The following is a 23459-nucleotide window of genomic DNA, read 5'->3' as shown; positions in this document are numbered from 1 at the left end:
CGACTCTTGGAGATTAATGCAGAATACCTTGCTCTTTGGTATACAACAGCTCTTCCATAAGCGTATAAGCGTTTTCATTGCCAGGTACATTGAACAGTACCATCAGCACAATCCACTTCAGATCATCTAGCTCGAACTCATCGGTTTCAAGACCCATGATACGGTCTATAACCATTTCACGAGTTTCCGTCGTCAGTACATTGACCTGCTCTAAAAAGGTTAAGAAGCCGCGACATTCAATTGTGAGTCGCTCGCACTCTTTAGCGGTGTAGATACGTGTCGAGTTCGAAGTACTGCACACTGAGATAGCCGAGTGAGTTTCACTTTGCTGCAGTGCCGCTAGTTCTTCTAGCCAGACAAGGGCTTTATAAATGTCTTTTTGATGAAAGCCAGCGCGAAGAAGCTCTTCTTCTAGCTCATCTTGATTGACTTGTAACTCTGCATCGCTATGGATGTAGGTTTCGAATAGATACATCAGGATATCCATCATCATAGCTAGCCCCTCCCCTTTAAAATATAGCCACCGGAAACTGCAACAACATGCCCTGAGAGCTCAAGCTCTAAGAGCTGCATCATGACTTCCTGCACAGGTATATTGGTCCTGTTTGCAAGAATATCAACTGGTATAGCCTTACTTCCTACGTTAGCTAACAGCTGAGGAAATGGCAATTGTTCTTTACAACCTATTTCACTGGAAAGTTCATTTTGGATCTGTGGCTTACTACTGTTAGACCACCGCAAAAGCGTTTCTACTTCATTGATAATATCATCAATGGTAAGAACCAGACATGCTCCCTGTTGAATCAGCAAGTTACAGCCACGAGCGTTAACATTATGAATAGATCCGGGCAGTGCAAACACTTCCCTTCCTTGTTCCACAGCGTAGCGAGCCGTGATCAGTGAACCACTCTTCTCCGCGGCTTCTACCACCAACACCCCCAAAGAGAGCCCACTAATAATTCTGTTTCGACGCGGAAAATGAGCAGCTTTAGGTTTAGCGAGCGGATGGAACTCAGAAACCAGCGCACCCTGAGCTTCAATTATACGGCTTGCCAACTGACGATGCCGCGCGGGGTAAATCGTTTGTAGGCCGCAACCAAGTACTGCAATTGTCTGCCCGCCAGCCTGCAAAGCTCCATCATGGGCATAGCCATCAACGCCCAGAGCCAAACCACTAGTGATAGCTAACTGATGACTCACCAGGTGCTGCGCAAACTGACGCGCAGTAGTAAGACCATCAAGGCTGGCTGACCGGCTACCAACAATAGCGAGCTGAGGCAATGACAAGCTCGCCAGGTTGCCTTTCACAAACAGAATCGGCGGTGAACCTGCGCTCTGAGCAAGTAAGCTTGGGTAGTCATTATGTTGCTGAGTGACGATATGGTGCAATTCATCTTGCTCATGCCACTCGAGGCACTGCGCGACATCCTGCGACGAGCGATGAGTCAGGTAGGAGACTTGCTTATCACTCAGGCCAAGCGCTCGTAATGTTTCCACAGAAGAGCGAACGATGTTCACTGGCGAGTCATGGTTCAGCAGACGCGAAAAACTCTTCGGCCCAACTCCAGGGATAAAATAGAGCGCCAACCATGCGGCCAACTCCTCAGTAGACATAAACCCACTCCCATCTGTTTAGTCGCTGCCACCGCTGAGCAACAACCTCAAAAATCTAACCTCACTGCACGCCAGTTATGGATAGTTTTATCGCTGTTCGCGCCTGCTTAGAGAACGAGAAGCGATTTAAAAAGCCGCATTGATGCTGTCATTTGGGATGTAAAATGTCTAGAATTGAGCCAACAAGGTTTATCCTGATTTGGCACAGTTCAACATTCGAGTGTATATGTCTGTATTACAAGTATTAACATTCCCAGATGATCGCCTGCGCACAGTGGCAAAGCCCGTGGAAGCAGTGACACCTGAGATTCAAAAGTTCGTTGATGACATGATTGAAACCATGTACGACGAAGAAGGTATCGGCCTGGCTGCGACCCAGGTAGATTTCCACCAACGCATTGTTGTTATCGATGTTTCAGATACCCGTGACGAGCCTATGGTTCTGATCAACCCAGAAATTATCGAAAAGCGCGGTGAAGATGGCATCGAAGAAGGCTGTCTTTCTGTTCCTGGCGCGCGTGCATTAGTTCCACGTGCAGCAGAAGTAACAGTAAAAGCACTTAATCGCGATGGCGAAGAGTTCACTTTTGAAGCTGACGACCTGCTAGCGATTTGTGTTCAGCATGAGTTGGACCACTTAGAAGGCAAACTTTTTGTTGATTATCTTTCGCCTCTTAAGCGTAAACGCATCCAAGACAAGCTTGCTAAGATCAAACGCTTCAACGAGAAAAACGCGAAAGCTTAACCGCTAACCAATAGAAGGAAGGTACCTTGAGCAAACCTTTAAAAATTGTTTTTGCTGGTACTCCGGATTTCGCCGCCCGTCACTTGGCGGCGTTGTTGTCTTCGGAGCACGAGATCATTGCTGTTTACACTCAACCAGATCGCCCAGCGGGCCGTGGTAAGAAGCTGACAGCAAGTCCGGTAAAAAATATCGCTCTTGAGCATAATATTCCGGTATACCAACCAGAAAACTTCAAATCTGATGAGGCGAAACAAGAACTGGCAGACCTCAATGCCGATCTTATGGTTGTGGTTGCTTACGGTCTGCTTCTGCCTCAAGCGGTGCTAGATACACCAAAACTTGGCTGTATTAACGTTCATGGTTCAATTCTGCCACGCTGGCGTGGTGCTGCGCCGATCCAACGCTCTATCTGGGCTGGTGACAAAGAGACTGGCGTGACCATCATGCAAATGGATATCGGTCTTGATACTGGCGATATGCTGAAAATTGCCACTCTACCTATTGAAGCGACTGACACGAGTGCCTCAATGTATGAAAAGCTTGCTGAGCTTGGCCCACAAGCCTTGGTTGAATGCCTTTCAGACATCGCTAACGGTACTGCAGTTGCAGAAAAACAAGATGACGAACTCGCTAACTATGCTAAGAAACTCAGCAAAGAAGAAGCTCGCATCAACTGGAGTGACGAGGCGACACACATTGAACGTTGCGTTCGTGCTTTCAACCCTTGGCCAATGAGCCACTTTGAAGCAGCAGAGAACAGCATCAAAGTTTGGCAAAGCCGTGTTGAAGAGCAAACTTCAGCTAAGCCTGCTGGCACAATTCTGCAAGCTGATAAGTCTGGTATCCATGTAGCAACTGGTAATGGTGTACTGGTTCTGGAACAGCTACAGATCCCAGGTAAAAAAGCTATGCCTGTGCAAGATATTCTCAACTCTCGTGCAAGCTGGTTTGAAGTGGGTAGCGTACTTAGCTAATCCCCGTTCGAGCCTGGCAACGAAGGTCAGGCTCACTATTACGAACTTTTCGAGAGCAGAGATGCTCTCGCACCATTAAGGTACTCAATATGAATGTTCGCGCTGCTGCAGCCAACGTCCTATTCCAAGTGGTCGATAAGGGTCACTCTCTTTCAAACGCACTTCCTGCGGCTCAACAGACCATCAAACCTCGTGACCACGCACTATTGCAGGAAATCTGCTATGGCGCACTGCGTTACTTACCGCGTTTGGAGTCCATTGCCAACGAGCTGATGGATAAACCACTAAAAGGTAAACAACGCGTCTTCCACCACCTGATTCTGGTGGGTATCTACCAACTTAGTTTTATGCGTATTCCTGCGCACGCAGCTGTAGGTGAGACCGTTGAAGGTACGAAAACTCTTAAAGGCCCACGTCTGCGCGGCTTAATAAACGCAGTTTTGCGTAACTATCAGCGAAATCAGGAAGAGTTGGATGCAATGGCGGTGAGCCACAATGCCGGCAAATATGGTCATCCAGGCTGGCTACTTAAGCTTCTGCAGGAAAGCTACCCACAGCAGTGGCAAGAGATTGTTGAAGCGAACAACAGCAAAGCGCCGATGTGGCTACGTGTGAACCACCAACACCACTCACGCGATGAGTACCTTGAATTACTTAAAAATGAAAACATTGATAACACGATTCATAGCGAAGCCGAAGACGCCGTAAAATTGGCCGCCCCGTGTGACGTGACTAAATTACCTGGCTTTGAAAAGGGTTGGGTATCGGTGCAGGACGCTGCTGCTCAGTTGTCAATTAACTACCTGACTCCGCAAGATGGCGAGCTTATCTTAGATTGCTGTGCGGCGCCTGGCGGTAAAACAGCACATATTCTGGAACGCACTCAAGGCAGTGAAGTGGTTGCTATTGATTGTGACGATACACGTCTGAAGCGAGTTCACGATAACTTGCAGCGTTTAAACCTTAAAGCCAAAGTGATTTGCGGTGACGCACGAAATCCGCAAGATTGGTGGCAAGGCGAGCAATTTGATCGCATTCTACTTGATGCACCTTGTTCTGCGACTGGCGTTATCCGTCGTCACCCAGATATCAAATGGTTACGTCGCGCTGACGATATTGCAGCATTAGCTGAGCTACAACGTGAAATTCTTGATGCGATGTGGCAGCAACTTAAACCGGGCGGCACACTAGTGTATGCGACCTGCTCGATTACGCCTCAGGAGAACAAAGAGCAAGTTAAAGCTTTCCTTGCTCGTACCTCAGACGCTAAGTTGCAAGGTTCGGACGTAGATAACCCTGGACGTCAGATTTTACCAGGTGAAGAGGATATGGATGGTTTCTATTACGCCATCCTAACTAAGAACGCGTAAGTGATATGGCGGCAGTACTCCTGTCGCCTTTTTAAGTAGTTAAACGAGAAAACGGTATGAAAATCATCATTCTTGGTGCGGGTCAGGTTGGCGGCACGTTGGCAGAAAACCTGGTCGGTGAGAACAACGATATAACCATCGTCGATAAAGACTCAGATCGCCTGCGTGAACTTCAAGATAAATACGATCTACGTGTGGTGAATGGCCATGCAAGCCACCCGGATGTGCTCCGTGAAGCGGGCGCACAAGATGCCGATATGTTGGTCGCGGTAACCAATATGGATGAGACTAACATGGCTGCCTGTCAGGTCGCTTTCTCTCTGTTTAACACTCCAAACCGTATCGCCCGTATTCGTTCGCCTCAGTACCTGTCTGAAAAGGAAGCGCTATTCCAGTCTGGTGCGGTGCCTGTTGACCACTTAATCGCCCCGGAAGAGCTTGTTACCAGCTATATTGAACGCCTGATTCAGTATCCTGGTGCTCTACAGGTAGTAAGCTTCGCAGAGCAGAAAGTCAGTCTGGTTGCGGTTAAAGCTTATTACGGTGGCCCGCTGGTTGGTAACGCACTATCGGCACTGCGTGAACACATGCCACATATTGATACCCGTGTAGCCGCAATTTTCCGTCAAGGCCGCCCAATCCGGCCACAGGGGACCACCATTATCGAAGCCGACGATGAGGTATTCTTTGTTGCCGCAAGTAACCACATTCGCTCAGTAATGAGTGAGCTGCAACGCCTTGAGAAACCTTACCGACGCATCATGATTGTCGGCGGGGGTAACATTGGTGCCAGCTTAGCTCGTCGTCTTGAGCAGTCCTACAGCGTTAAGCTTATTGAACGCAGCTATCAGCGTGCTGAGAAACTTTCAGAAGAACTGGAAAACACTATCGTATTCTGTGGCGACGCGGCAGACCAAGAGTTGCTGGCTGAAGAGAATATCGATCAGGTTGATGTGTTTATCGCCCTGACCAACGAAGATGAAACGAACATCATGTCTGCCATGCTGGCAAAACGCATGGGTGCGAAGAAAGTGATGGTGCTTATCCAGCGCGGTGCCTACGTTGATCTTGTACAAGGCGGTGTTATCGACGTTGCGATCTCGCCACAGCAAGCGACTATCTCAGCACTACTGACACACGTTCGTCGTGCGGATATTGTTAACGTATCTTCACTACGACGCGGTGCAGCAGAAGCGATCGAAGCGATTGCCCACGGTGATGAAACCACTTCGAAGGTGGTTGGCCGAGCGATTGGCGACATTAAACTTCCACCGGGTACCACTATCGGCGCCATTGTTCGTGGCGAAGAGGTACTGATTGCCCATGACCGTACCGTTATCGAACAGGATGATCACGTGGTGATGTTCCTGGTGGATAAGAAGTACGTACCAGACGTAGAAGCGCTATTCCAGCCAAGTCCGTTCTTCCTTTAGGCAGAGGTTATGGTTAATTTCCGTCCCGTACTGTTTGTTATAGGGCTAGTTCTTTCTAAACTCGCCCTATTTATGTACGTCCCTACCTTAGTTGCGTTTATCACTGGTACGTCAGGTTTTCTCGAATTTGGTCAAGCGGTCCTGATCACTCATCTGGCCGCTTTTATCTGTCTAAGTATTGGCCGAACCAAAGATTTTAAACTCAGTGTGCGCGATATGTTCCTTATCACCAGTCTGGTGTGGACCATTGCCAGCGCGTTTGCAGCTCTGCCGTTCGTATTTATCAACCACATCAGTTTCACAGACGCTTACTTCGAAACCATGTCAGGCATCACTACTACTGGGTCTACGGTGCTAAGTGGGCTAGACAATATGGCGCCAAGTATCCTGCTGTGGCGTTCAATATTGCAGTGGCTGGGAGGCATTGGCTTTATCGTTATGGCCGTAGCTGTACTGCCGATGTTAAACGTCGGTGGTATGAAGCTGTTCCATACTGAATCGTCAGACTGGTCAGATAAAAGTAGCCCAAGAGCCAAAACGGTAGCGAAGAATATTGTCGCGGTTTATTTAGCATTAACCGGGCTGTGTATTGTCGGTTATCTGCTGACTGGCATGAATCTGTTTGAAGCGATAAACCACGCCTTTACCACGTTATCGACGGGTGGCTACTCGACATCCGATGGTTCAATGAACCATTTCTCTAACGGTGCCCACTGGGTTGCTACTCTGTTTATGTTCCTGGGCGGCTTACCTTTCTTGTTGTTTGTTGCGGCAATCAGAAAACGCAGACTCAACGAGTTACTTCAGGATGCTCAGGTCAGAGGCTTCTCTTATCTGTTTCTGATTAGCAGTCTGATCATTTCAGCCTGGCTGGTTATTCGTGATGGCTACGCGGTACTCGATGCATTGCGAGTGTCGATGTTTAACATTGTTTCGGTCGTCACCACCACAGGTTTTGGTCTCGAAGACTTTACCGCCTGGGGCGCACTACCAACCACGCTGTTTGCTTTCTTGATGATGGCTGGCGCCTGTTCCGGCTCAACCTCTGGCGGGATCAAGATTTTCCGCTTTCAGATTGCGATTACTTTGCTCAATAAGCAGATGATGAAACTGATCCACCCTTCTGGTGTCTTTGTTCAACGCTACAATCAACGTCCGGTCAACGATGATATTGTGCGTTCAGTGGTGGCTTTTGGTTTAACTTTTTTTATCACTATTATTGCTATTGCAGGTGGCCTGAGTGCGATGGGGCTCGACCCGATCACCAGTATTTCAGGCTCAATTACCGCAGTGGCCAATGTCGGCCCTGGCATGGGTTCGGTTATCGGCCCGACGGGTAACTTTGCGCCTCTGCCTGATGCAGCAAAATGGTTACTCAGTCTGGGGATGCTAATGGGACGACTGGAGATCCTGACCCTACTGGTACTCTTCTTCCCAGCCTTCTGGCGACGTTAAGGAATGAATATGAAAACGACTCTTGGACTGTCATGCCTGCTACTAAGCAGCATGACCTTTGCGGCGCAAACCGTAACACTAAACGATGGACGTCAGGTTCAGCTTAATGATGACTTCACCTGGCAATACGTTGTAGAGACGCAAACAACTGAAGCTACAACGACAAGTAGCGCAATCCCAGTAAAACCCGTGGCTACTATTCCTGTCATTAATCGACAAGTGGGCAGCGTGATTACACTAGGTAGCCAAAAGCCGGTTATGCAGCTTTCTGATTCTGGTGTAGATCTGCTGTTAGGCACAGCTCAATACCAGTCAGATCAGTTGGTTATCGAGACATCACTGACTAACCAAAGTACTCAATCTGTGGTGTCAGTAGAAGTGGAACTGGAATTGATGGATATGTCAGGCGCTGTTGTCGCGACTGAAACAGTGTCAGTCTGGACTTCCATTAAACGCCTTGCAGACACTTACCTGCGTCCACAACAAGCGGTTGCAGGTAAGACGATAAAAATTAATGTTAAGCGTGCAGATCAGTACCAAATCAACGCAAAAATCATCAAAGTTGAAACTCGCTAGACGGGATCAACATAAAGATAAATAGCAAAGAAGTGACAAGCGCATCCCGCCAGGACAAAGCCATGCCAGATAGCATGATTGTAAGGGATGCGTTTCGCGACATAGAAGATCACACCCAGCGAATAAATCAAACCGCCAGCCGCTAACAGCGCCAAGCCACCTAACGACAAGTTCATCGCCAGTTGATAAATCACTATCAAAGATAACCAGCCCATGATCAGGTAAGTTGCGAGAGAAAGCCTTTTAAAGCGATAAACAAACGCCATCTTCATAATGATACCGAACAGGGCGATGCTCCAAATCACAACCATCAGGCTAATTGCCAGTGGTGTACGTAAGCTCACCAATAGAAAGGGCGTGTAACTACCGGCAATCAACAGATAGATTGCACAATGGTCGAAAGTTTTCAGTGCACGTTTGGCTTTTTGGTACGGCACAGCATGATAAAGAGTGGAAGCTAAAAACAGCACAATCATACTCGCACCATAAACACTCATACTAGTGATCGTCAGTGTATCGGCGTTGTGCTCTGTAGATTTGATCAGCAGCAGTACCAAGCCAACAATACTCAGCACCATACCCAGAGCATGGGTTAGCGTATTGGCAAACTCTTCTTTAACACTATATGCAGCGGCTGGATTAGCAGACATTCGGCCCTACTCTTGAGTAACGATTGGAATAATTACTCAAGAGTATGGCATATTAGGCTTACAGTTGTAAGCTGAAAGTTGGTTAATTTTTGGTTAAGAGTGGCTATCCAGATATTCAACCACTTTCTGCCCTGCTTCCTGAGCAGAAGTATGCAGTGGAATCGACATCTGACGCTTTAGATCACCAATGCCTAGCAAGCTTGCGAGCATACCTTTGGCACCTTCACGATGACGGTCAATTTCAAACCACATCTGTAACTCATCATCGCTGCGATAGGCGACCACTTCTAACTCTCGCCAACGACCATGAAAAGGCCCAGTGGTAGGAACAAACTCAAATTCCTGTACAAATGGCATGGCAAAGCCGTCTACTTCTTCACACTCAACCTGACGAATACGCAGCCCCTGCTCTTCCAACGCAGTAAAAATGCCGTCTAACAGTGGGTCAGGTCGTACAGTGAGAATATCTTTATCAGTAGGATCTTTTGCCATCGCGATATCCAAACCTGTCTCTAGCCAGACTTTAGAATCACCAATGGTAACTGGCGTATTCCAAGGTACATCCAGCTCTACTGCGAAATCGCGCGTTTCGCCAGGCTCAATGGTGAAAGCGTAAGGCAGTGACCACTCAGCTAATGCATAACTTGCCGGAACACGGCGCATTCGGCCAGCATTAGCTTTGTCTTTATCGTGATTAGCTGGCACCTCTTTGATATAGCGGCAATAAAGCTTGAGATCGATGTTATCTATCTCTTGAGCAGTCGAACCACCATAAACATGAATGGTAATGTTGAGTTTTTGTCCCGGATACAGTACTTCTTGCTGGAGTACAGAGTCGACTTTTGCAGAGCCAATACCAAACGTCGCCAGCGTTTTCTTAAACAACGACATACACACCTCCTTGGCACACACGAGACCATTAAATTATTTTCATACTAATCTGCTTTGCTGTCTCACTGCTAGTGACTTGTTCACATAATTGTAGCAACCACACATCGATTACATATCGACCAATCTGACTGATAATGCTAATCTATTTATTGATATGCGTGCATATCAATATTCCTGATTAATTATTTGGATTGGCGTAAGCCAGAAGAGCCAAACTTCAGCAATGGAGCTCAACTCATAGTTAATCAGGCCATTACATTGGCAATGGATATGCCTGACAGTTAGGTAAATTAATGCGCCCAACAACAGTCAGGTTCTCGCACACAAACACAAGTGCGATGCGCCGTCGTAGCGGTTTCACTTCCGCTCCTGTGGCAAAGAAAGTCGCTCCAACCATGACCTTAGTTGAAAAAACAGCCTTAATGACTGTGGCTTCTCCTAAAGTGGTTAAAGCTGCTTAATTAAAAAGCGCAGTCTTGGCTGCGCTTTTTTCTTACCTTCTCAGTACCTATTTGATACCTTTAGCAACAAATCATTATAAGTTGTGTGGAGAAAGCTGATGAAATGCCATCGAATAGAAGAACTGTTAGAGCTGCTGGAACCAGAGTGGCAAAAAGATCAGGAAATGAACCTGCTGCAGTTTATCGTCAAACTGGCGCAAGAAGCAGGTTATCAGGGAAAGCTTGAAGAGCTGACTGATGATGTTCTGATCTACCATCTTAAAATGCGTAACAGCGGCAAAGATGAAATGATCCCGGGTCTTAAAAAAGACCAGGAAGATGACTTTAAAACTGCGATTCTACGTGCTCGCGGCATCATAGAGTAAAAACAGATTGAAAATAAAAGCGACCTCAGGTCGCTTTTTTTATATCTACTGACCGTATAAAGGTAAAACTGTTAGGTTATTTATTTATAAAACTGTACTGATCTTTGTTGTTAAAGGTTGATAGTGTTAAAGAAATAAAAATGTTATTGCGTATATAATCGCCGAGCATAAGTAATTACTAAAATAATAGATAGCAATGTCTAACGAGCGAGATCAGCAGAAATCTCGCCTTTTAGCCTAAAGAAGGAAGCGTAATGAGTCAGGATAAAATCGATATCAAAGATGTGACTCCCAAAACCTTTAACCCGAAAACTCATAAGACCAAGGGCGACAGGTTTAACCCAAGCAATCGGATTTACGTCCGCGAGAGTAAAGGAACCTTTCAGAAGCTGCGCCGCTACGGTGGTTGGTTTCTGCTGGTATTTTTTGCCCTTATCCCATGGATTCCTTATGGCGAACGCCAAGCAATCCTGCTCGATATTGGTCATCAACAGTTCAACTTTTTCGGTACCACCCTTTATCCGCAAGATCTGACTCTGCTTGCACTACTGTTTATGATCGCAGCCTTTGGCCTGTTTTTCCTCACCACCTTCTTAGGACGGGTATGGTGTGGCTACCTATGTCCGCAAACCGTCTGGACCTTTATGTACATATGGTTTGAAGAAAAGCTAGAAGGCAGTGCCAACAAACGTCGTAAGCAAGACTCTGGCAAAATAACGGCCAATCTGGCCTTACGCAAGACAGCGAAACATTTGGCTTGGTGGGGTATCGCTCTGGCGACAGGTTTCACCTTCACAGGCTACTTCGTGCCAATTAAAGAGCTGGTAGTCGGTTTCTTCACCTTTGACGCTGAGTTCTGGCCTGTATTCTGGGTGCTATTTTTTGCTATTTGTACATACGCTAATGCAGGTTGGATGCGCTCAATCATGTGTATTCACATGTGCCCTTACGCTCGCTTCCAGTCAGCAATGTTCGATAAAGATACCTTTATCGTCGGCTACGATACCAAACGTGGCGAAACACGTGGTCCCCGCTCACGTAAAGCCGATCCAAAAGCACTAGGACTGGGTGACTGTATCGATTGTGACCTGTGTGTACAGGTTTGTCCGACAGGGATCGATATTCGTGACGGCCTACAATACGAATGTATTAACTGTGGTGCCTGTATTGATGCCTGTGACAAAACCATGGATCGCATGGGCTATGAAAAAGGACTCATCAGCTACACAACTGAGCACCGTCTTTCGGGTAAACACACTAAGGTTGCTCGCCCTAAACTGCTGGGCTACGGCGCCGTATTATTAGTAATGATTGGCCTGTTCTTTGTTCAGGTTGCCAGTGTTGACCCGGCAGGCCTGAGCGTACTACGTGATCGTAACCAGCTGTTCAGAGTGAATGGTTTGGGCGAAGTGGAGAACACTTACACTCTTAAGATCATCAACAAGACTCAGCAAGAACAAGAGTACAAACTGGACGTAGAAGGACTTAGTGATGTCTCTTGGTACGGCAAACAAACCGTACAGGTAGAACCGGGTGAAGTACTGAACCTGCCAATGAGCCTTGGTGTTCATCCTGACAAACTCAGCTCTCCTGTTTCGACAATTCAGTTTATACTGTCCGACAGCGAAGACTTCACTATTGCCATAGAGAGTCGCTTCATTAAGAAGCTCTAGACTGTCTATTCACCCAATGGAAAGAGGCTCAGCAATGAGCCTCTATTTTCACCCTAAATTACTGACAATAAAGAAAAAATAAAGAACACCGACCACATAGTGACCACATCTATACAATAACCTCACTATCAAGTACGGCTGCTTATTTGCTAGCCATGCGGTTGCTGTTCAGAAAACAACCTCCTCAACTGCAACCAACCACTCATCCCAAGGTAAACTATCCCCTTTTAAAACGCCCGCTGGTGGCGGGCTTTTTATAATGTACTCTAACTCGTAGCTACTTGGACAAAAGCTTTTCATACCTGATGCTTTATAGTTATGTAGTCGGATTAGAAAAAGTATGTTGATACTTTGAACGGTGTTATGTTCGTTTTGGCAGATCCTGTCTTGCTGCCTCGATTAACTTAGGCAAGTGCTCTTCAGCAATGTCGCGAATTCTTACTGCATGTCTAAACAAGTGATCTGAGTGGGGATTATCAAAGGATTGTTGAGCGGCTTCATGTGCATTAAAATTTTCTGTTCGTAAGGAGCTATTTACAGACTCTAGAAGTTTATAAAATTCATCGTTCATTACCAACCTGCCTGAGACTGTTAATTTTTGGATATCTCTCATGGACTCATCGAAATTAGAGTCTGGGCGACTAGTATACTCACAACAATGTTCAGAGCGAACTTGCTCAGCCCAATACGAAATATCTTCCAGAGCTATAATTACTCTACTGTAGAGTTCCCTTTTCTCATCCCAAATTTTTTCTTTCTTAGACCGAGACAACGTGAAGTGAGCGCCGAATGCTGCACCAAGAAAGCTAGTGACGATTAGTACTACATATTTAATTAGTTCGGTATACATTCCATCCTCTGAACACTTAGCCTCATTAAGCCTACAGCTCTAGTGTTCCAATGGTGTGCTCTAAATTGGAACAAACTGTATCTGACGTTGAGCTGAATTTTTGTTTGTACTTTTTATATGCGCTAATTCGATTATCGCTAGCCAATTTTGAATCTTCCATTGAACTAAACAACGATACTGCTTTCTCTGATAGTTGACGATTAAACTGATGCATAACTTTAGCTTTCGTATTGTTACTCGAATCTTCGTAATAGTGCTGACAATATTCAGCCATCCCTGCCAATCGAGACAATGCAACAATTTCATTTTGCTGCTCCCCTGCTATTGCAGAAAATTGAATAAATATCGAGGATAGGACAACAAACTTGATTGTATTCAGCATTTCAAAATTCCTATGGTAAGCCCAACGCTACTTAGGCGACTAACGTTTGCCTTTCATGTTCACATGATGTCGTCTTTCATGTATTCATTCAATTTTTAATCAATAGGTTAATGGCCATATTGTGATCTTAGAATGCTGCGTGACGTTTAATTTCACTATCTTCTAAATCCGGATAACTTTTGGTAGGAAAACTAGCCTTTAAGCCTTTTTACGTGCTGCCATTACGCTGATCCTTTCGTTTCTAAAATCGTGACTCGAGTGTGAAGCTTAAATAGCCCCACCAAAATTAAAATTGTGTTGCCGTCTAAGCCCAGTGCTTGTATTACTTCCATCAAAACCCTCGCTTAACCAATAGGCGATAAACCAAAGATTTAAAGCCGAGTGTGTAGATGATGGACGCCGCTACCACATACTGAAACCAGACGGGCATCGTTGCCAAACTCTTAACCCCTGCCACCGCATAAGGCTGCAAGTCCGGAATAAAGCACGACCATACCACCGCCCAGATAGAAATAATCACAAAGTCATCTAGCCACCCAATTTGCTTTAGCGTGATGGCGTCAAGCTCGGCCATTGAGCGTTCGCCTTTTGCCAGATTGCTCTCGCGCTGTTTATTCTCGTCGCGTTTGGCCTGCACTGCTTCACGCGCTGTAATGGACTTTTCTTTAACCGCTTCCGCCTTGCCCTGAACCCAAGACTTAGCCAAGGAAAAGCCGCCTGTGATGAGTGTGATAATCGGGATAGCCATTACACTGCAATCCCCGCCATCTTAGCGCCTAGATTCACCGTTTCACGGTCTAGGTACTTACCATTTTCATGCTTAATCATGTGATAAAGCAGCTCTGGAATGTCTGATTCCAAAATAGGCTCATAAGGGCTTACGCCAAGCTTATGCGCGACATGTTCCGCGTAAGCGTTCGTATCGTTCTCCACTGAGGGCGCCCAACGGTCAACAATGCCGTAGACGGTGCGCAGCCCGTAAAAGTTCATGTAATTGCGAACCAGTTTTGCTGCCGCTCGAACGCCCCATTTTTTCGACTTGAACGTCGCAAAGCGTGGGGAGGGTACGCCTTTTTCTATGCCCGTTTGACCGTCCCATTGATTCGATGGGTTGTAGTCAATATTCAAAGGATTGTTATTACGAAAGCCGCGAGGCTCAATTGCTTTACTCATGATGACACCTGCCGTTGTGAGTAGGAGTGCCAGCGCGATGATTTTTGTCTGTGTAGCCATAAACACCCCATCCATTGGATTAAAAATCAGTTCACTTGGGCGCCCGCAAAAGCGCCAGTGAAGAGAATCATTACTTTTGATTGGCCATCAATGGCATAACCACCACGACCACCACTTGCTCCACTAGGTCGAACCAAGCCTTTGTTTCCCCATGATGCAGAGAATCTCGCTGTGCTTTGTCCGGCTTCTCCGTGACGGCCACCGCGACCACCACGAACACCCCACACTAACGTTTGTTTGCCCTTTAAGATGAAAGGAGCACCGCCGCTGCCATAGGACTCTAGCGAACCATTTCCACCACGCCCCGCAACCGCATAATCTTTACGACCTCCGGTTGAACCCTCACCACCACCTGCACCACCACCACCGCCGCCACCTGCACCTTCAAATGACACGGCACTGCCTGGTGAAGAAAATGCAGAGCCACCCGCTCCACCTCCACCACCGCCCAGAATGCGCCCGTGGTTATGCAAAATAAGAGGATTAGCCGTGCGAACATACAGCGCCGTCCCGCCTGCTCCACCATGGCCACCACGTGTATTGCCAATTCCGCCCTTTCCTCCTTTACCACCTTTACCAATAATGGAACCCCAGTTATTGATGACGACGTTTTTCCCTGTGAATGCGTTGCCCACATTGAAAGCGGAGACCGCGGAGCTTCTAGAGGAAATCACTACACTCGAGTGAATGTTGACTTCAATCTCTTCAACGTCAGGAACGATATTACTGAGCGCTGAAAATAAGTTGTAATTCACCTGATTGGTGCTGATATCAATCACAAGCTTGCGGTTGTAAGTCAGCACCCATTGAGCATTCACCTTATGAAAGACCCGCTTAGCAAAGCGCCAGACACCGTTGTGTTTAATGGCTGGTTTCCCCTGCTGCCAATGCCCTTCGGTTTTGATTAAGTTGTCCAAACCCCACCCCCAAGCACCTAGTAGACGTAAAACACATCGCCATCTTTACCCACGTCACTGGTTGGCGTTTCTGTCCCGCTGTGCACCTTGGCAAGATTTGAGACTTTGTTATTGACCAAGCTCACCGCCTTTTCACTTGCAGCAACATCGGAGCGATTACCTGCTATCTGGTCACTGAGGGCAATTTGCTCTGGAAACTCGATTTTGAACGGAGGTGGGATGATCTGACTCATGCTGTTACCTCACTCACATACAGCTCACAGTTAGCCGGAATAAGCACTTCAAGACTTGCACCGTTTGACAGGATAAAACCGCCGTCCGGTCGCAATGGGTAGCCGCGATTTTCATAACCGCCGAGCCAGATAATGCCTTGATTATTTGGCGCGGCATGAAGTAGCAATTCTTTGCGGCGGTTGTTGGCGGAAATCGTGCCCGTTTGCGTCATGGTGTCATGCGCCACATAGCTGAGATTTGGCTCTGACACTTCGACTACATGCACCTTTTGCACGTCTTTCTCTTCGGGCATGTTGACCACTCTTACCGCTTGCTCTTGCGGCAAATTGCTAACCTCAACACTCATGCTCTGGTCATCCGGTAGCGTGACAGGTTGAGCACCAATAAAACGCACCCCGACCTCACTCACTTCTAAGTCAGCGCTGATATTGAGCTTTGAGCCATCCACACCCGCCACAAAAGGCACGTCAGAAATGAGCAGAGCAATATCCCCGTCCAGCCCCTGCTGAGTGATCACGAGTTCGGTAAACTCGCTTTCAACATCAAATGTAAAGCCGCGATAAATATCCATTGAGCGACCATTCGCTATCACCTGAATCTCATCACCCTTATCTAGATAGATATAACGACCCGAGACACTGACCGTCACCGTGGCGCCATTCGTTAAATATTGCTCGTACTTCATTGTTTATTTCCCTCGCCGCATTGCCATGAGTGCAATAATCAGCATCATTGCACCGATGACATACAGCGCGACTTTTTGAGTTTCCAGCACGTCGCTCGCGCCACCTGTGTTGTTACTCTTGACCGTTGATTGGATCCCTTTTAATAGGGCAGCATTGCTAGAGTTTTGGCTACTCTGCATATTGGCTAACGTATCTAATGATCTGTTATTGGAATCGGTCAGCTTCGATAGCGCGTCTTGACTGAGCTGTAAGCTGTTATCCAGTGCCGTTTCAGTAATGCCTTCGTAATTTTCGAACGCCTCTTTCGTCACCGTCACATTGCTATCAAGCGCGTGTTTCGTGGTTTCCCCTGCCGTTTTCACAGCCTCATTGACCGAATCAAAACCCTCGTCCGCAATGTTGTTAGCAAAATCAAAGCTTGCCTGAATCGCACCACCGTCTAAAACGTTGTTAACCGTCGTATTGGTGGTGGTACTGGCTTGAGAACTCTTAGAACCCGACATTAGCCACCCCCTAAGTTGACGCGATACACGCCGTGCGACGGGTCGTTATCCCACCCCTCCACACGCTCCGGTTTCCAACCCCCAATGACACGCAAAATCAACAGTTCGCGACGACTGCTTTCATCAATGTGAAAGCGGATATACTTCGCCCCTGCGCGCTTGGCGCCATCAAAAAATGTTTGTGCCCACTGCTTAAGACCGCGACCAATCGACGCCATCCACACCACTTCGTAATCGAGCTCATTGACCATTTCAACGCGGGTAATAATCTGTAAGTCACCCGCCTGATACACTTCGCCATTGCCCTTGTTAACGAACATTTTCAACTCTTCAATGATGATGGGAGCAAAGCCAGCATCCTTAAAGCGCTGCTCTAACTCTGGCGTCCAGTTCACTTTTTTAGGCGTTACTTTTTCCATAGCAAAATCACCAATAGCGCCACCAAGGCCAACACCGCATAGAGCTGATAGTTAGGCGCTTGCTTAAACGCTGACGTGCCGTTGTTAAACGTCACATTGCCAACGCTACCGCCCTTAAAATCGCCATTCTTCGCGCTTGAGCTAGAGCTGTTTGAGTAGCCACCGCCACCGCTTAACATGTCCATCATTAGATAAGCCCTCGCTTTTTCGCCCATAGATAGGCAAGCCCTAACACCACAAGGTAGACCCAAGGCGGGACGCGAAACGCATCACCGCCCGTGACTGCCTCAACCGTGGATTTGGTTCCCCACCAACCCACGCCCACACCCGCAGCCAGCGGGATCAGTAAAGGCATTGTTGACCCCCTTACTTACTTTTCAGCACAGAGAACAGCAGAAACAGAACTACCAGAACCCCGCCACCAATCAGCATCATTTTGCGCTGCTCAGCGTCCTTCTCACGCTGATAAGCAAGCTGCTCGGTTTGCAGCTCAATGCGCGCTTGTTCGGTCTTAGTGGCGTTTTCGTTTTTCACTTTTTCCACTGCTGCCGCGTCTTGCTGCGCCTTGGCTTGCTCATTGGCGGTCACGTTGCCGTACACGTCTTTACCGAAATCAAGCGCATCGCCAAAGAACCCGCCCACTGAATCGCTGATACCTTCATACCAAGCCATATCAGCCCCCTTAATCGCTCAGTTGTGCTTCGACTTCGAGCAGTTCAACAAAGAACTCAACTTCACCCGTGGTACGCTTATCAAGCTCTAGCTTTAAGCTGTTCAGCGCGGCAGGAATAAACGCGGTATCGTTCGCCCAACCCAGCTCAACAAAGTCAATCCAGAAACCCGCTGACGGCGGTAGCTTGTCCCCGTAGCGCTTTTGGTTGTAGCGCAAATCTTCAACTGAGATTTCACGCTCAATCGCGTTATCACGCTTAATCGTCACCTTGGTGATGTCGTCGTTTTCGGTGCGCACGAAGATACGGCGAATGCGGTTATTAATGCCCGCAAATGGGAAGTCATGTTTTTGCGCACCGACCAGTGAGTGCGTCACTGAAGTATGCAAAAACTTGATTTGGTCAAAGCGCACCGTTTGCGCGCTGCTTACACGCGCCGTCGCATGGAAACTCGGCATATCGGGGTCTCCGCTTGCTTTCGCTTTCACCTGAACTTTCAGGGTTAAGCGCTCACCATCAAGCATGACCAGCTCACCGCGACGAATGCCGAGCAGCGTTTTTAAGTTTTCGTCTGCAAAGTCGATGGTTAAACGTGTTTGTGTCGCACCATCGACCCCTTTAAGCTGCGTTGGATTCTTCAGATATTCATCACGCATCTGGAAGAACTCTGCAGGGACACCAAAAATCTCACGACCATTACGCTCTAGAGACACACGGCCCAAGCGTTTAATCGGTAAATCGACCTTTAGGCAGATAGACGAATACGTGTAGAGGTCGGTGATATCCAAAACCGCCTCTTTGCCATACGGCAAGCCGTTTCGAAACGGTTGCAGGTCAACCTGTCGAACGTCATAGACGCCCTTAGTCTGAACGCGCGCCGCTTGCTCTTTTTGTGGAGTTGCCATTTCGTTACTCTCTTGTTAGTTAAACCCAGTGACACAACGCTTACGCGTTAGTCGTCCAGACCAATTTGGTCAGCGACATCTTCAAGCGCAGACACGTTGTGAATCGCATACATCAGCGCAAATACGACCACGACGGCCACGGCAACGACTTTCCATTGCCCTTTAGTGATACCGAACATATTTTCAAACCCTTTTCCGATTAAGGTATTAAACCCAATTTTCCACATATAACCCCCGCCACCATTGGCTTGAGGCTTATTAGAAAACCACGGCGAGACGCGTAAAAAAAGGGCAAAAAAAACCTATAGGCTTGTGACCTATAGGTTTAAGTAGCGTTTAAATTGTGATTTGGTTAACGCAAATTTTTAACCCCTTGCGCCTTGTAATTTGCCGTAAGTGGCAGGTTTGCCCGTTTCCTTAAAATAATAGTGCCAGCCTTTTAAGTTTTTGATGTCCGTAACAGGGACATCAATCTGCTTACTCCACCACTCGGCTTCAGAGGAATTGTCCACTTTGCCTATCCATTTGTAGCGAGACAGGTTAGTGACCACCTTGGGTACATCTTGCGGACGCTGAAACAGCGCGTGCATCACAAGACCAAACTGACGACCACCGCGCCACAGCTCACCCACGCGCCCGTCAATCGCCCTTGGCGTGACTGAAGCAGCAAGCTCTTCAATCACGGTATGCAGCTCTTTGTTGCCATCTGCCACCGCCCACAGAATTTCCGCGAACAAAATCAGCTCTTTCTTGCCATACACGCCGCACAGCGACACGACAAACGGCTTTTTCTGGTTCATCAGCTTATGCAAAGTGACGGCGAACTCTTTCAGGGAATAGGTTTTGATGACGGGCTTACGTCCGAGTTTGTGATACGCATTGTAAGGGTCAAAAATGGCGATGCGGTTTTGTTTACGCAGTACATCCGACTTATGGATGGCGGTGGTTTTACCGCCACCCGTAGTAGCAGAGTAAAGCGTGTGTTTGGCTTCCAGCTCTCTGCTATTTTTTGCCATCCTCACCCCCTTCTGGCGCCACTGGCTTGCGCTTCATTTCCTTAACCGACATCCACATGGAAAAGCCCAGAATCGCCACCGCAAACAGCGCTTGCCCCTCTTCTTTGTAATCCCCAAGCAAGCCAACAATGCCGCCGTCATACTTATTGAGTACGGGGGTAAAGTTATTCACGATGACGGCTTTTTTCTTCTCTGGTAGGGCGTAATCTTCATTGATGAAACTCTTAAAACCTGCCTCAATCATTTCAATCATCCACTCGGCGGTCATTTCCCCTTTAGCCCCCGAGTAATCCTGCTTTGCTTCTTCCTCCTGCTCCGCTTCCGGTTGTGGCGTTGGCTCAATCGCTTCGAGGTCTGCGATTAACTCGGGACTGAAATCTAAGCCATCGAGATCAAACTCTTGCTCAAGTACACCCTCACTCATCGGCTTTCACCTCTTGCTTGGCTTGCGCTTCGACCGCTTTGCGCTTGCTGCGTTTGACCAGACAGTAGCCACCGACAGAGACCAACAGCAAAACGGCGAGCAGCACGACAAGCCATATCACGCCGCCACGCTCTTGCGGCTTTTTTGCTTCGGCTTCCTCATCAACGACCTGCTGCGTGTCGTTATCGATAGTCACCGATTCCTGCCCTGGTATGTTCACTGCTTCCTTGTTCGGCGGTGTAGCTTCAAGTACTTCCCCTTCCACAGGCTCACTGCCTTCAAGCAAAGAGGTTTGCAACTCTTCGACCACACCGTTGACTTTTGCATCATATAACGCAGGGTTTTCTGTCCACTTATTCGCGGCGATTTGCTCTTGCTCTGCGCTCACGTCCACATCAAAACGCTCGGCATACGCCTCAAGCGTTGGCACATAATTCAGCTTAATGTGCTCTTTGGTCGTACTCGCCTGAATGGTCTTATTGCAGCCACCACAAGACAGATATGGCGTGTTCGCTCGTCGCCCACCGTTAGGAAAATGCACCGCAGCCAATGTATTGCACTCCGAGCAAGGCGCATAGCCAGCAATGGCTTTGTTTGTGGACACCTTAAGCATGAGCACTCTCTCCCATTTTCGCCGCAACTTTTTCAGCCACACCGCGTAATGTGGCGCTTAAGGCTTGGTACTCTGCTAACTCTTCAAACAAATTCTCAGGTAAACCCAGAGCCCCTAGATTGAGATCACCACCGCTGACCAATTTCATTAACGACATAGGGTTAAAGCTGCCCTTACCTTTTAGGCTTTCAAATGCTTGTTGAATGTTGGTTTCTAGTTCTTTGTGACGTGTTGTGATTTGATTTAAGTTCATGGATAAAATCCCCTGTCTCTCGACGTTAGTTAAAAAGGTTGCCCCTGATTCCCATCGTTGGCGTGTTTGTTATCTATTCCAAAACTCTTCCCACTCAGGCGAACCGCCCCCATTGAGATCCATATTTAGAAAGAAATTAGCGATTATTTGTTGTTGTCTTGTGGCTTTAACTTCCTGCGTACAATTATTGCCACTAGACCAAGGCGCAAGCTCCCGCTTGCTTTCAGAAGCCTCCGACAAGTCGGAAGGCTTTTTGATGAGCTTCCATTCAAGCTCATGCGTTAACACTTCTAGACCGCTGCCAGTCACTCCCACAATCACGGGTACTGACTCACCATATTTGTTCTCTTTAGCTTCTTTCATTGGTTTAATTGGGCGCATAGATTGCGGTAATCTGTGCCCTCCCATGTAATCAAAGAATGCAGAGAAAAAGCCGTTATCCGCCGCTCTACGCGCTTTCTCAAACGTGCAGAACTCTTGCTCATCTTGGATACGGCGAAGCTCACGCCATACTGTGACGCTAGGCGTTTTCTGAAACTGGAATTGACGAAAGCAGAACTTACGCGACCATGCTGTAACATTTTTAACCGTGTCTTGTAGCTTGGCTTTGCGGTTGTCTAAGTCGGTCAAATCTTCCAGACCGAATCCATCAACGTTCTTAGAAATGTACTTAGCAAGGTACGCCACCGCACCACCCTCTGAACCGTCTAAAATCTTGGCTTCAAAACGGGCTTTCATGGCATTGAATTTTGGATCACCCAATGAGTTGTAAAGCTCCTGAGAATCACGTTGAAACTGATAGGCTTGCAGGGCTTTGATAAACGCGGCAACTTGCTCAAGTGGCATGAAAAACACGCCGTGCCAGTGTGGTGTGCCGTCTTGGTGAGGTTCAACGACTCGCATCCCGTAATAGGTCAACTCGTGACGCCCCGCCCAAGCACGGAAACGCTCCCATGATTTCGATAACCATGCGTGCGCTTCTCTAGGTGTGCTACCGTCCCACTTCTTATTTTCAATCCAGTAGTCACCGCGCTTAGTTAAACGGTGAAAGCGACTAGGGGCGGTCATGGTGATAAATACCGCCGCGTGACTATTGCTATCTGCGTATTCCTGACAGCCCGCAATACGGGTCATGAGTTCGTGACGGCGATTCTCCATATTGGCTTGAGAGGATTTGTGTACATCAGACATGCTCACTACGTGCCCCTCTTCAGATTCAATCGCCATTAGCTCTAACCATTCGCGCTGTCTGTCTTGTCGAACCTTGAGCCACTCACAGGCAGAAATTGACGCGTAAGGGGAAACATGAGGGGAAACCATGCCCGCAGCACGGCGAGCATTTTCAAACGCAGCTAAAGTGAATTTCTCGATAGCTTTACGCCACACTGCCTCATCAACTAGACGAGCAAGCATAGAATAAGCTTCATCTTCATCACGCGGCTTTTGGAATTGAGGCATCCAAAGTGCTGCCCCCGCAAACTCATGGATTTGCTCGATAGCTTCAAAGGGCGTCATTCCCTTATCTACCGCAAGATTTAAACGAAAACCCGCACGCCCTGATAACTCAGTTGCAAGACGTGCGCGTTTTAGCTCAGTATCCACCGCCCAGAAAGGCTCAGGTAACACCGCCAGTGCAGAAGAAACCGCACTAGCACGAGACTCGATAAACTCAATAGCACGCTTAAAGCCGTACTTACGAAAACGCACTGCCGAGGCTTTATCAAGATAGCTACGAATGTCACTAGGCAACTTGAAGCGGTTAGCCACTTGGTGAGCGAACTCAAAAACGCGCTCTTTGGGCGTTGCTTGGTTGTAGGTATTGCCCTGATTTTTAACCACATAGGTAGCAAGCTCCTGACGCAATGAATCAGGGAGCTTGGTTAGTGGGTTATTGGTTGGTTTGGTGTATTTTTTCATGGACTAGTAAGGCTCTCCATTGCTAATAGTGCCCCACGGCTCAATACATCCCGCCTTTGTGCAGGTATAAGTCATAGGTTTTGATTGAGCTTTTGCACGCTTTTTAATGCCGTGCTTTTCACGTAGCTTTTGAAGCAGAAAACAAGAACGCTCTAACTTCTTAGGGTCTGGGTTTGCCATGCCCGCCATATCGGGGCACGGTAGGTGTATTGGATCAGAAACTTGCATA

32 protein-coding genes are annotated in these 23459 nt (G+C 47.6%); 9 read left to right on the top strand and 23 right to left on the bottom strand.

From position 1 onward, the window contains the following. Positions 1-13 precede the first annotated feature (13 nt). Complete coding sequence (locus tag RH46_RS13755) at positions 14-493, bottom strand: DUF494 family protein (RefSeq protein WP_006880091.1); 480 nt, start codon at positions 491-493, stop codon at positions 14-16. A 2-nt stretch (positions 494-495) separates the two neighbouring features. Further along, positions 496-1614, bottom strand: a complete 1119-nt coding sequence (gene dprA / locus RH46_RS13750) for a DNA-processing protein DprA (RefSeq protein ID WP_006880090.1) — start codon at positions 1612-1614, stop codon at positions 496-498. 226 nt (positions 1615-1840) lie between these two features. Here dprA and def point away from each other — a divergent pair, with 226 nt between their 5' ends. The 6 genes from def to RH46_RS13720 all read left to right on the top strand — a co-directional run bounded on the left by def (position 1841) and on the right by RH46_RS13720 (position 8167). Beyond that, positions 1841-2359, top strand: a complete 519-nt coding sequence (def, locus tag RH46_RS13745; protein WP_006880089.1) for a peptide deformylase — start codon at positions 1841-1843, stop codon at positions 2357-2359. A gap of 26 nt (positions 2360-2385) precedes the next feature. Then, positions 2386-3333: a methionyl-tRNA formyltransferase gene (gene fmt, locus RH46_RS13740; RefSeq protein ID WP_006880088.1), complete on the top strand. Its 948-nt coding sequence runs from the start codon at positions 2386-2388 to the stop codon at positions 3331-3333. A gap of 89 nt (positions 3334-3422) precedes the next feature. After that, complete coding sequence (gene rsmB / locus RH46_RS13735) at positions 3423-4703, top strand: 16S rRNA (cytosine(967)-C(5))-methyltransferase RsmB (RefSeq protein ID WP_006880087.1); 1281 nt, start codon at positions 3423-3425, stop codon at positions 4701-4703. Between the two features lie 56 nt (positions 4704-4759). After that, positions 4760-6136, top strand: a complete 1377-nt coding sequence (gene trkA, locus RH46_RS13730; protein ID WP_006880086.1) for a Trk system potassium transporter TrkA — start codon at positions 4760-4762, stop codon at positions 6134-6136. Between the two features lie 9 nt (positions 6137-6145). Further along, positions 6146-7591, top strand: a complete 1446-nt coding sequence (locus RH46_RS13725; RefSeq protein ID WP_006880085.1) for a TrkH family potassium uptake protein — start codon at positions 6146-6148, stop codon at positions 7589-7591. Between the two features lie 9 nt (positions 7592-7600). Next, positions 7601-8167, top strand: coding sequence for a DUF3157 family protein (locus RH46_RS13720; protein ID WP_006880084.1), 567 nt, complete (start codon positions 7601-7603; stop codon positions 8165-8167). Here the strand turns inward: RH46_RS13720 and trhA are convergent. Together trhA and RH46_RS13710 are read right to left on the bottom strand one after the other, a co-directional pair. Continuing rightward, entirely contained in the window at positions 8164-8817 is a 654-nt protein-coding gene (gene trhA / locus RH46_RS13715; RefSeq protein WP_006880083.1) for a PAQR family membrane homeostasis protein TrhA, read from the bottom strand. The two genes, RH46_RS13720 and trhA, sit on opposite strands and share 4 nt — an antisense overlap. A 93-nt stretch (positions 8818-8910) precedes the next feature. After that, positions 8911-9708 (bottom strand): sporulation protein, encoded by a 798-nt coding sequence (locus RH46_RS13710; RefSeq protein WP_006880082.1) that lies wholly within the window; start codon positions 9706-9708, stop codon positions 8911-8913. Between the two features lie 293 nt (positions 9709-10001). On the opposite strand from RH46_RS13710, the gene RH46_RS22355 reads away from it, so the two are divergent. The 3 genes from RH46_RS22355 (at position 10002) to ccoG (ending at position 12207) form a co-directional block, all read left to right on the top strand. Further along, complete coding sequence (locus RH46_RS22355; protein ID WP_006880081.1) at positions 10002-10169, top strand: hypothetical protein; 168 nt, start codon at positions 10002-10004, stop codon at positions 10167-10169. 98 nt (positions 10170-10267) lie between these two features. Then, on the top strand, positions 10268-10534 hold the full coding sequence (locus RH46_RS13705; RefSeq protein ID WP_006880080.1) for a YihD family protein: 267 nt from the start codon (positions 10268-10270) through the stop codon (positions 10532-10534). 254 nt (positions 10535-10788) lie between these two features. After that, entirely contained in the window at positions 10789-12207 is a 1419-nt protein-coding gene (ccoG, locus tag RH46_RS13700) for a cytochrome c oxidase accessory protein CcoG (RefSeq protein WP_006880079.1), read from the top strand. Positions 12208-12568: 361 nt separating this feature from the next. On the opposite strand, the gene RH46_RS13695 is transcribed toward ccoG, so the two are convergent. The 19 genes from RH46_RS13695 to RH46_RS13605 all read right to left on the bottom strand — a co-directional run bounded on the left by RH46_RS13695 (position 12569) and on the right by RH46_RS13605 (position 23458). Then, positions 12569-13057: a hypothetical protein gene (locus RH46_RS13695; RefSeq protein ID WP_006880078.1), complete on the bottom strand. Its 489-nt coding sequence runs from the start codon at positions 13055-13057 to the stop codon at positions 12569-12571. A gap of 31 nt (positions 13058-13088) precedes the next feature. Continuing rightward, a complete protein-coding gene (locus RH46_RS13690; protein ID WP_006880077.1) occupies positions 13089-13439 on the bottom strand; it encodes a hypothetical protein in 351 nt (116 codons plus the stop codon). Positions 13440-13770: 331 nt separating this feature from the next. After that, positions 13771-14187, bottom strand: coding sequence for a hypothetical protein (locus RH46_RS13685; RefSeq protein WP_006880076.1), 417 nt, complete (start codon positions 14185-14187; stop codon positions 13771-13773). Then, the gene (locus RH46_RS13680; RefSeq protein ID WP_006880075.1) at positions 14187-14672 is read right to left on the bottom strand and encodes a hypothetical protein; all 486 of its coding nucleotides are present in this window, start codon (positions 14670-14672) and stop codon (positions 14187-14189) included. The genes RH46_RS13685 and RH46_RS13680 overlap by 1 nt, the downstream gene beginning before the upstream one ends. Positions 14673-14698: 26 nt before the next feature. Continuing rightward, entirely contained in the window at positions 14699-15589 is an 891-nt protein-coding gene (locus RH46_RS22260; protein WP_006880074.1) for a hypothetical protein, read from the bottom strand. A 17-nt stretch (positions 15590-15606) separates the two neighbouring features. Further along, positions 15607-15822, bottom strand: coding sequence for a hypothetical protein (locus RH46_RS13670; protein ID WP_006880073.1), 216 nt, complete (start codon positions 15820-15822; stop codon positions 15607-15609). Further along, positions 15819-16508, bottom strand: a complete 690-nt coding sequence (locus RH46_RS13665) for a hypothetical protein (RefSeq protein ID WP_006880072.1) — start codon at positions 16506-16508, stop codon at positions 15819-15821. The genes RH46_RS13670 and RH46_RS13665 overlap by 4 nt, the downstream gene beginning before the upstream one ends. Before the next feature lie 3 nt (positions 16509-16511). Then, positions 16512-17012 (bottom strand): hypothetical protein, encoded by a 501-nt coding sequence (locus RH46_RS13660; protein ID WP_006880071.1) that lies wholly within the window; start codon positions 17010-17012, stop codon positions 16512-16514. After that, on the bottom strand, positions 17012-17431 hold the full coding sequence (locus RH46_RS13655) for a hypothetical protein (RefSeq protein ID WP_006880070.1): 420 nt from the start codon (positions 17429-17431) through the stop codon (positions 17012-17014). The genes RH46_RS13660 and RH46_RS13655 overlap by 1 nt, the downstream gene beginning before the upstream one ends. Continuing rightward, a complete protein-coding gene (locus RH46_RS13650) occupies positions 17419-17619 on the bottom strand; it encodes a hypothetical protein (RefSeq protein WP_006880069.1) in 201 nt (66 codons plus the stop codon). The genes RH46_RS13655 and RH46_RS13650 overlap by 13 nt, the downstream gene beginning before the upstream one ends. A gap of 178 nt (positions 17620-17797) precedes the next feature. Further along, a complete protein-coding gene (locus tag RH46_RS13645; RefSeq protein ID WP_006880067.1) occupies positions 17798-18103 on the bottom strand; it encodes an SH3 domain-containing protein in 306 nt (101 codons plus the stop codon). A gap of 10 nt (positions 18104-18113) precedes the next feature. Next, on the bottom strand, positions 18114-19007 hold the full coding sequence (locus tag RH46_RS13640) for a major capsid protein P2 (protein WP_006880066.1): 894 nt from the start codon (positions 19005-19007) through the stop codon (positions 18114-18116). 47 nt (positions 19008-19054) lie between these two features. Further along, positions 19055-19234, bottom strand: coding sequence for a hypothetical protein (locus tag RH46_RS13635; RefSeq protein ID WP_006880065.1), 180 nt, complete (start codon positions 19232-19234; stop codon positions 19055-19057). A gap of 138 nt (positions 19235-19372) precedes the next feature. Next, the gene (locus tag RH46_RS13630) at positions 19373-20023 is read right to left on the bottom strand and encodes a hypothetical protein (protein ID WP_006880064.1); all 651 of its coding nucleotides are present in this window, start codon (positions 20021-20023) and stop codon (positions 19373-19375) included. Next, positions 20010-20447: a hypothetical protein gene (locus RH46_RS13625; protein ID WP_006880062.1), complete on the bottom strand. Its 438-nt coding sequence runs from the start codon at positions 20445-20447 to the stop codon at positions 20010-20012. Before RH46_RS13625 ends, RH46_RS13630 begins: the two co-directional genes overlap by 14 nt. After that, entirely contained in the window at positions 20440-21060 is a 621-nt protein-coding gene (locus RH46_RS13620; protein ID WP_006880061.1) for a hypothetical protein, read from the bottom strand. Before RH46_RS13620 ends, RH46_RS13625 begins: the two co-directional genes overlap by 8 nt. Beyond that, entirely contained in the window at positions 21053-21313 is a 261-nt protein-coding gene (locus RH46_RS13615; protein ID WP_006880060.1) for a hypothetical protein, read from the bottom strand. Before RH46_RS13615 ends, RH46_RS13620 begins: the two co-directional genes overlap by 8 nt. 69 nt (positions 21314-21382) lie before the next feature. Beyond that, the gene (locus RH46_RS13610) at positions 21383-23230 is read right to left on the bottom strand and encodes a replication endonuclease (RefSeq protein ID WP_006880059.1); all 1848 of its coding nucleotides are present in this window, start codon (positions 23228-23230) and stop codon (positions 21383-21385) included. Between the two features lie 3 nt (positions 23231-23233). Beyond that, positions 23234-23458 (bottom strand): hypothetical protein, encoded by a 225-nt coding sequence (locus tag RH46_RS13605; RefSeq protein ID WP_006880058.1) that lies wholly within the window; start codon positions 23456-23458, stop codon positions 23234-23236. Position 23459 lies beyond the last annotated feature (1 nt).

This window comes from Vibrio brasiliensis LMG 20546, assembly GCF_000189255.1.
In the GTDB taxonomy this organism is placed as follows: domain Bacteria; phylum Pseudomonadota; class Gammaproteobacteria; order Enterobacterales; family Vibrionaceae; genus Vibrio; species Vibrio brasiliensis.
The sequence above is the reverse complement of the archived record's forward strand: the minus strand, read 5'-3'. Positions and strand labels throughout refer to the sequence as shown.

Excerpts from the sequence above, each read along its gene's own strand:
- RH46_RS13660 (WP_006880071.1), bottom strand. The coding sequence starts at position 17,012 with ATGTCGGGTTCTAAGAGTTCTCAAGCCAGTACCACCACCAATACGACG.
- RH46_RS13650 (WP_006880069.1), bottom strand. The coding sequence starts at position 17,619 with ATGATGGACATGTTAAGCGGTGGCGGTGGCTACTCAAACAGCTCTAGC.
- RH46_RS13725 (WP_006880085.1), top strand. The coding sequence starts at position 6,146 with ATGGTTAATTTCCGTCCCGTACTGTTTGTTATAGGGCTAGTTCTTTCT.
- RH46_RS13645 (WP_006880067.1), bottom strand. The coding sequence starts at position 18,103 with ATGGCTTGGTATGAAGGTATCAGCGATTCAGTGGGCGGGTTCTTTGGC.
- RH46_RS13670 (WP_006880073.1), bottom strand. The coding sequence starts at position 15,822 with ATGAGTCAGATCATCCCACCTCCGTTCAAAATCGAGTTTCCAGAGCAA.
- RH46_RS13705 (WP_006880080.1), top strand. The coding sequence starts at position 10,268 with ATGAAATGCCATCGAATAGAAGAACTGTTAGAGCTGCTGGAACCAGAG.
- RH46_RS13625 (WP_006880062.1), bottom strand. The coding sequence starts at position 20,447 with ATGAGTGAGGGTGTACTTGAGCAAGAGTTTGATCTCGATGGCTTAGAT.
- dprA (WP_006880090.1), bottom strand. The coding sequence starts at position 1,614 with ATGTCTACTGAGGAGTTGGCCGCATGGTTGGCGCTCTATTTTATCCCT.
- RH46_RS13680 (WP_006880075.1), bottom strand. The coding sequence starts at position 14,672 with ATGGCTACACAGACAAAAATCATCGCGCTGGCACTCCTACTCACAACG.
- def (WP_006880089.1), top strand. The coding sequence starts at position 1,841 with ATGTCTGTATTACAAGTATTAACATTCCCAGATGATCGCCTGCGCACA.
- RH46_RS13665 (WP_006880072.1), bottom strand. The coding sequence starts at position 16,508 with ATGAAGTACGAGCAATATTTAACGAATGGCGCCACGGTGACGGTCAGT.
- RH46_RS13655 (WP_006880070.1), bottom strand. The coding sequence starts at position 17,431 with ATGGAAAAAGTAACGCCTAAAAAAGTGAACTGGACGCCAGAGTTAGAG.
- RH46_RS13685 (WP_006880076.1), bottom strand. The coding sequence starts at position 14,187 with ATGGCTATCCCGATTATCACACTCATCACAGGCGGCTTTTCCTTGGCT.
- RH46_RS13615 (WP_006880060.1), bottom strand. The coding sequence starts at position 21,313 with ATGAACTTAAATCAAATCACAACACGTCACAAAGAACTAGAAACCAAC.
- RH46_RS13630 (WP_006880064.1), bottom strand. The coding sequence starts at position 20,023 with ATGGCAAAAAATAGCAGAGAGCTGGAAGCCAAACACACGCTTTACTCT.
- RH46_RS13720 (WP_006880084.1), top strand. The coding sequence starts at position 7,601 with ATGAAAACGACTCTTGGACTGTCATGCCTGCTACTAAGCAGCATGACC.
- trkA (WP_006880086.1), top strand. The coding sequence starts at position 4,760 with ATGAAAATCATCATTCTTGGTGCGGGTCAGGTTGGCGGCACGTTGGCA.
- RH46_RS13620 (WP_006880061.1), bottom strand. The coding sequence starts at position 21,060 with ATGCTTAAGGTGTCCACAAACAAAGCCATTGCTGGCTATGCGCCTTGC.
- ccoG (WP_006880079.1), top strand. The coding sequence starts at position 10,789 with ATGAGTCAGGATAAAATCGATATCAAAGATGTGACTCCCAAAACCTTT.
- RH46_RS13610 (WP_006880059.1), bottom strand. The coding sequence starts at position 23,230 with ATGAAAAAATACACCAAACCAACCAATAACCCACTAACCAAGCTCCCT.
- rsmB (WP_006880087.1), top strand. The coding sequence starts at position 3,423 with ATGAATGTTCGCGCTGCTGCAGCCAACGTCCTATTCCAAGTGGTCGAT.
- RH46_RS13605 (WP_006880058.1), bottom strand. The coding sequence starts at position 23,458 with ATGCAAGTTTCTGATCCAATACACCTACCGTGCCCCGATATGGCGGGC.
- RH46_RS13695 (WP_006880078.1), bottom strand. The coding sequence starts at position 13,057 with ATGTATACCGAACTAATTAAATATGTAGTACTAATCGTCACTAGCTTT.
- RH46_RS13690 (WP_006880077.1), bottom strand. The coding sequence starts at position 13,439 with ATGCTGAATACAATCAAGTTTGTTGTCCTATCCTCGATATTTATTCAA.
- RH46_RS22355 (WP_006880081.1), top strand. The coding sequence starts at position 10,002 with ATGCGCCCAACAACAGTCAGGTTCTCGCACACAAACACAAGTGCGATG.
- RH46_RS13755 (WP_006880091.1), bottom strand. The coding sequence starts at position 493 with ATGATGATGGATATCCTGATGTATCTATTCGAAACCTACATCCATAGC.
- trhA (WP_006880083.1), bottom strand. The coding sequence starts at position 8,817 with ATGTCTGCTAATCCAGCCGCTGCATATAGTGTTAAAGAAGAGTTTGCC.
- RH46_RS13710 (WP_006880082.1), bottom strand. The coding sequence starts at position 9,708 with ATGTCGTTGTTTAAGAAAACGCTGGCGACGTTTGGTATTGGCTCTGCA.
- RH46_RS13640 (WP_006880066.1), bottom strand. The coding sequence starts at position 19,007 with ATGGCAACTCCACAAAAAGAGCAAGCGGCGCGCGTTCAGACTAAGGGC.
- RH46_RS13635 (WP_006880065.1), bottom strand. The coding sequence starts at position 19,234 with ATGTGGAAAATTGGGTTTAATACCTTAATCGGAAAAGGGTTTGAAAAT.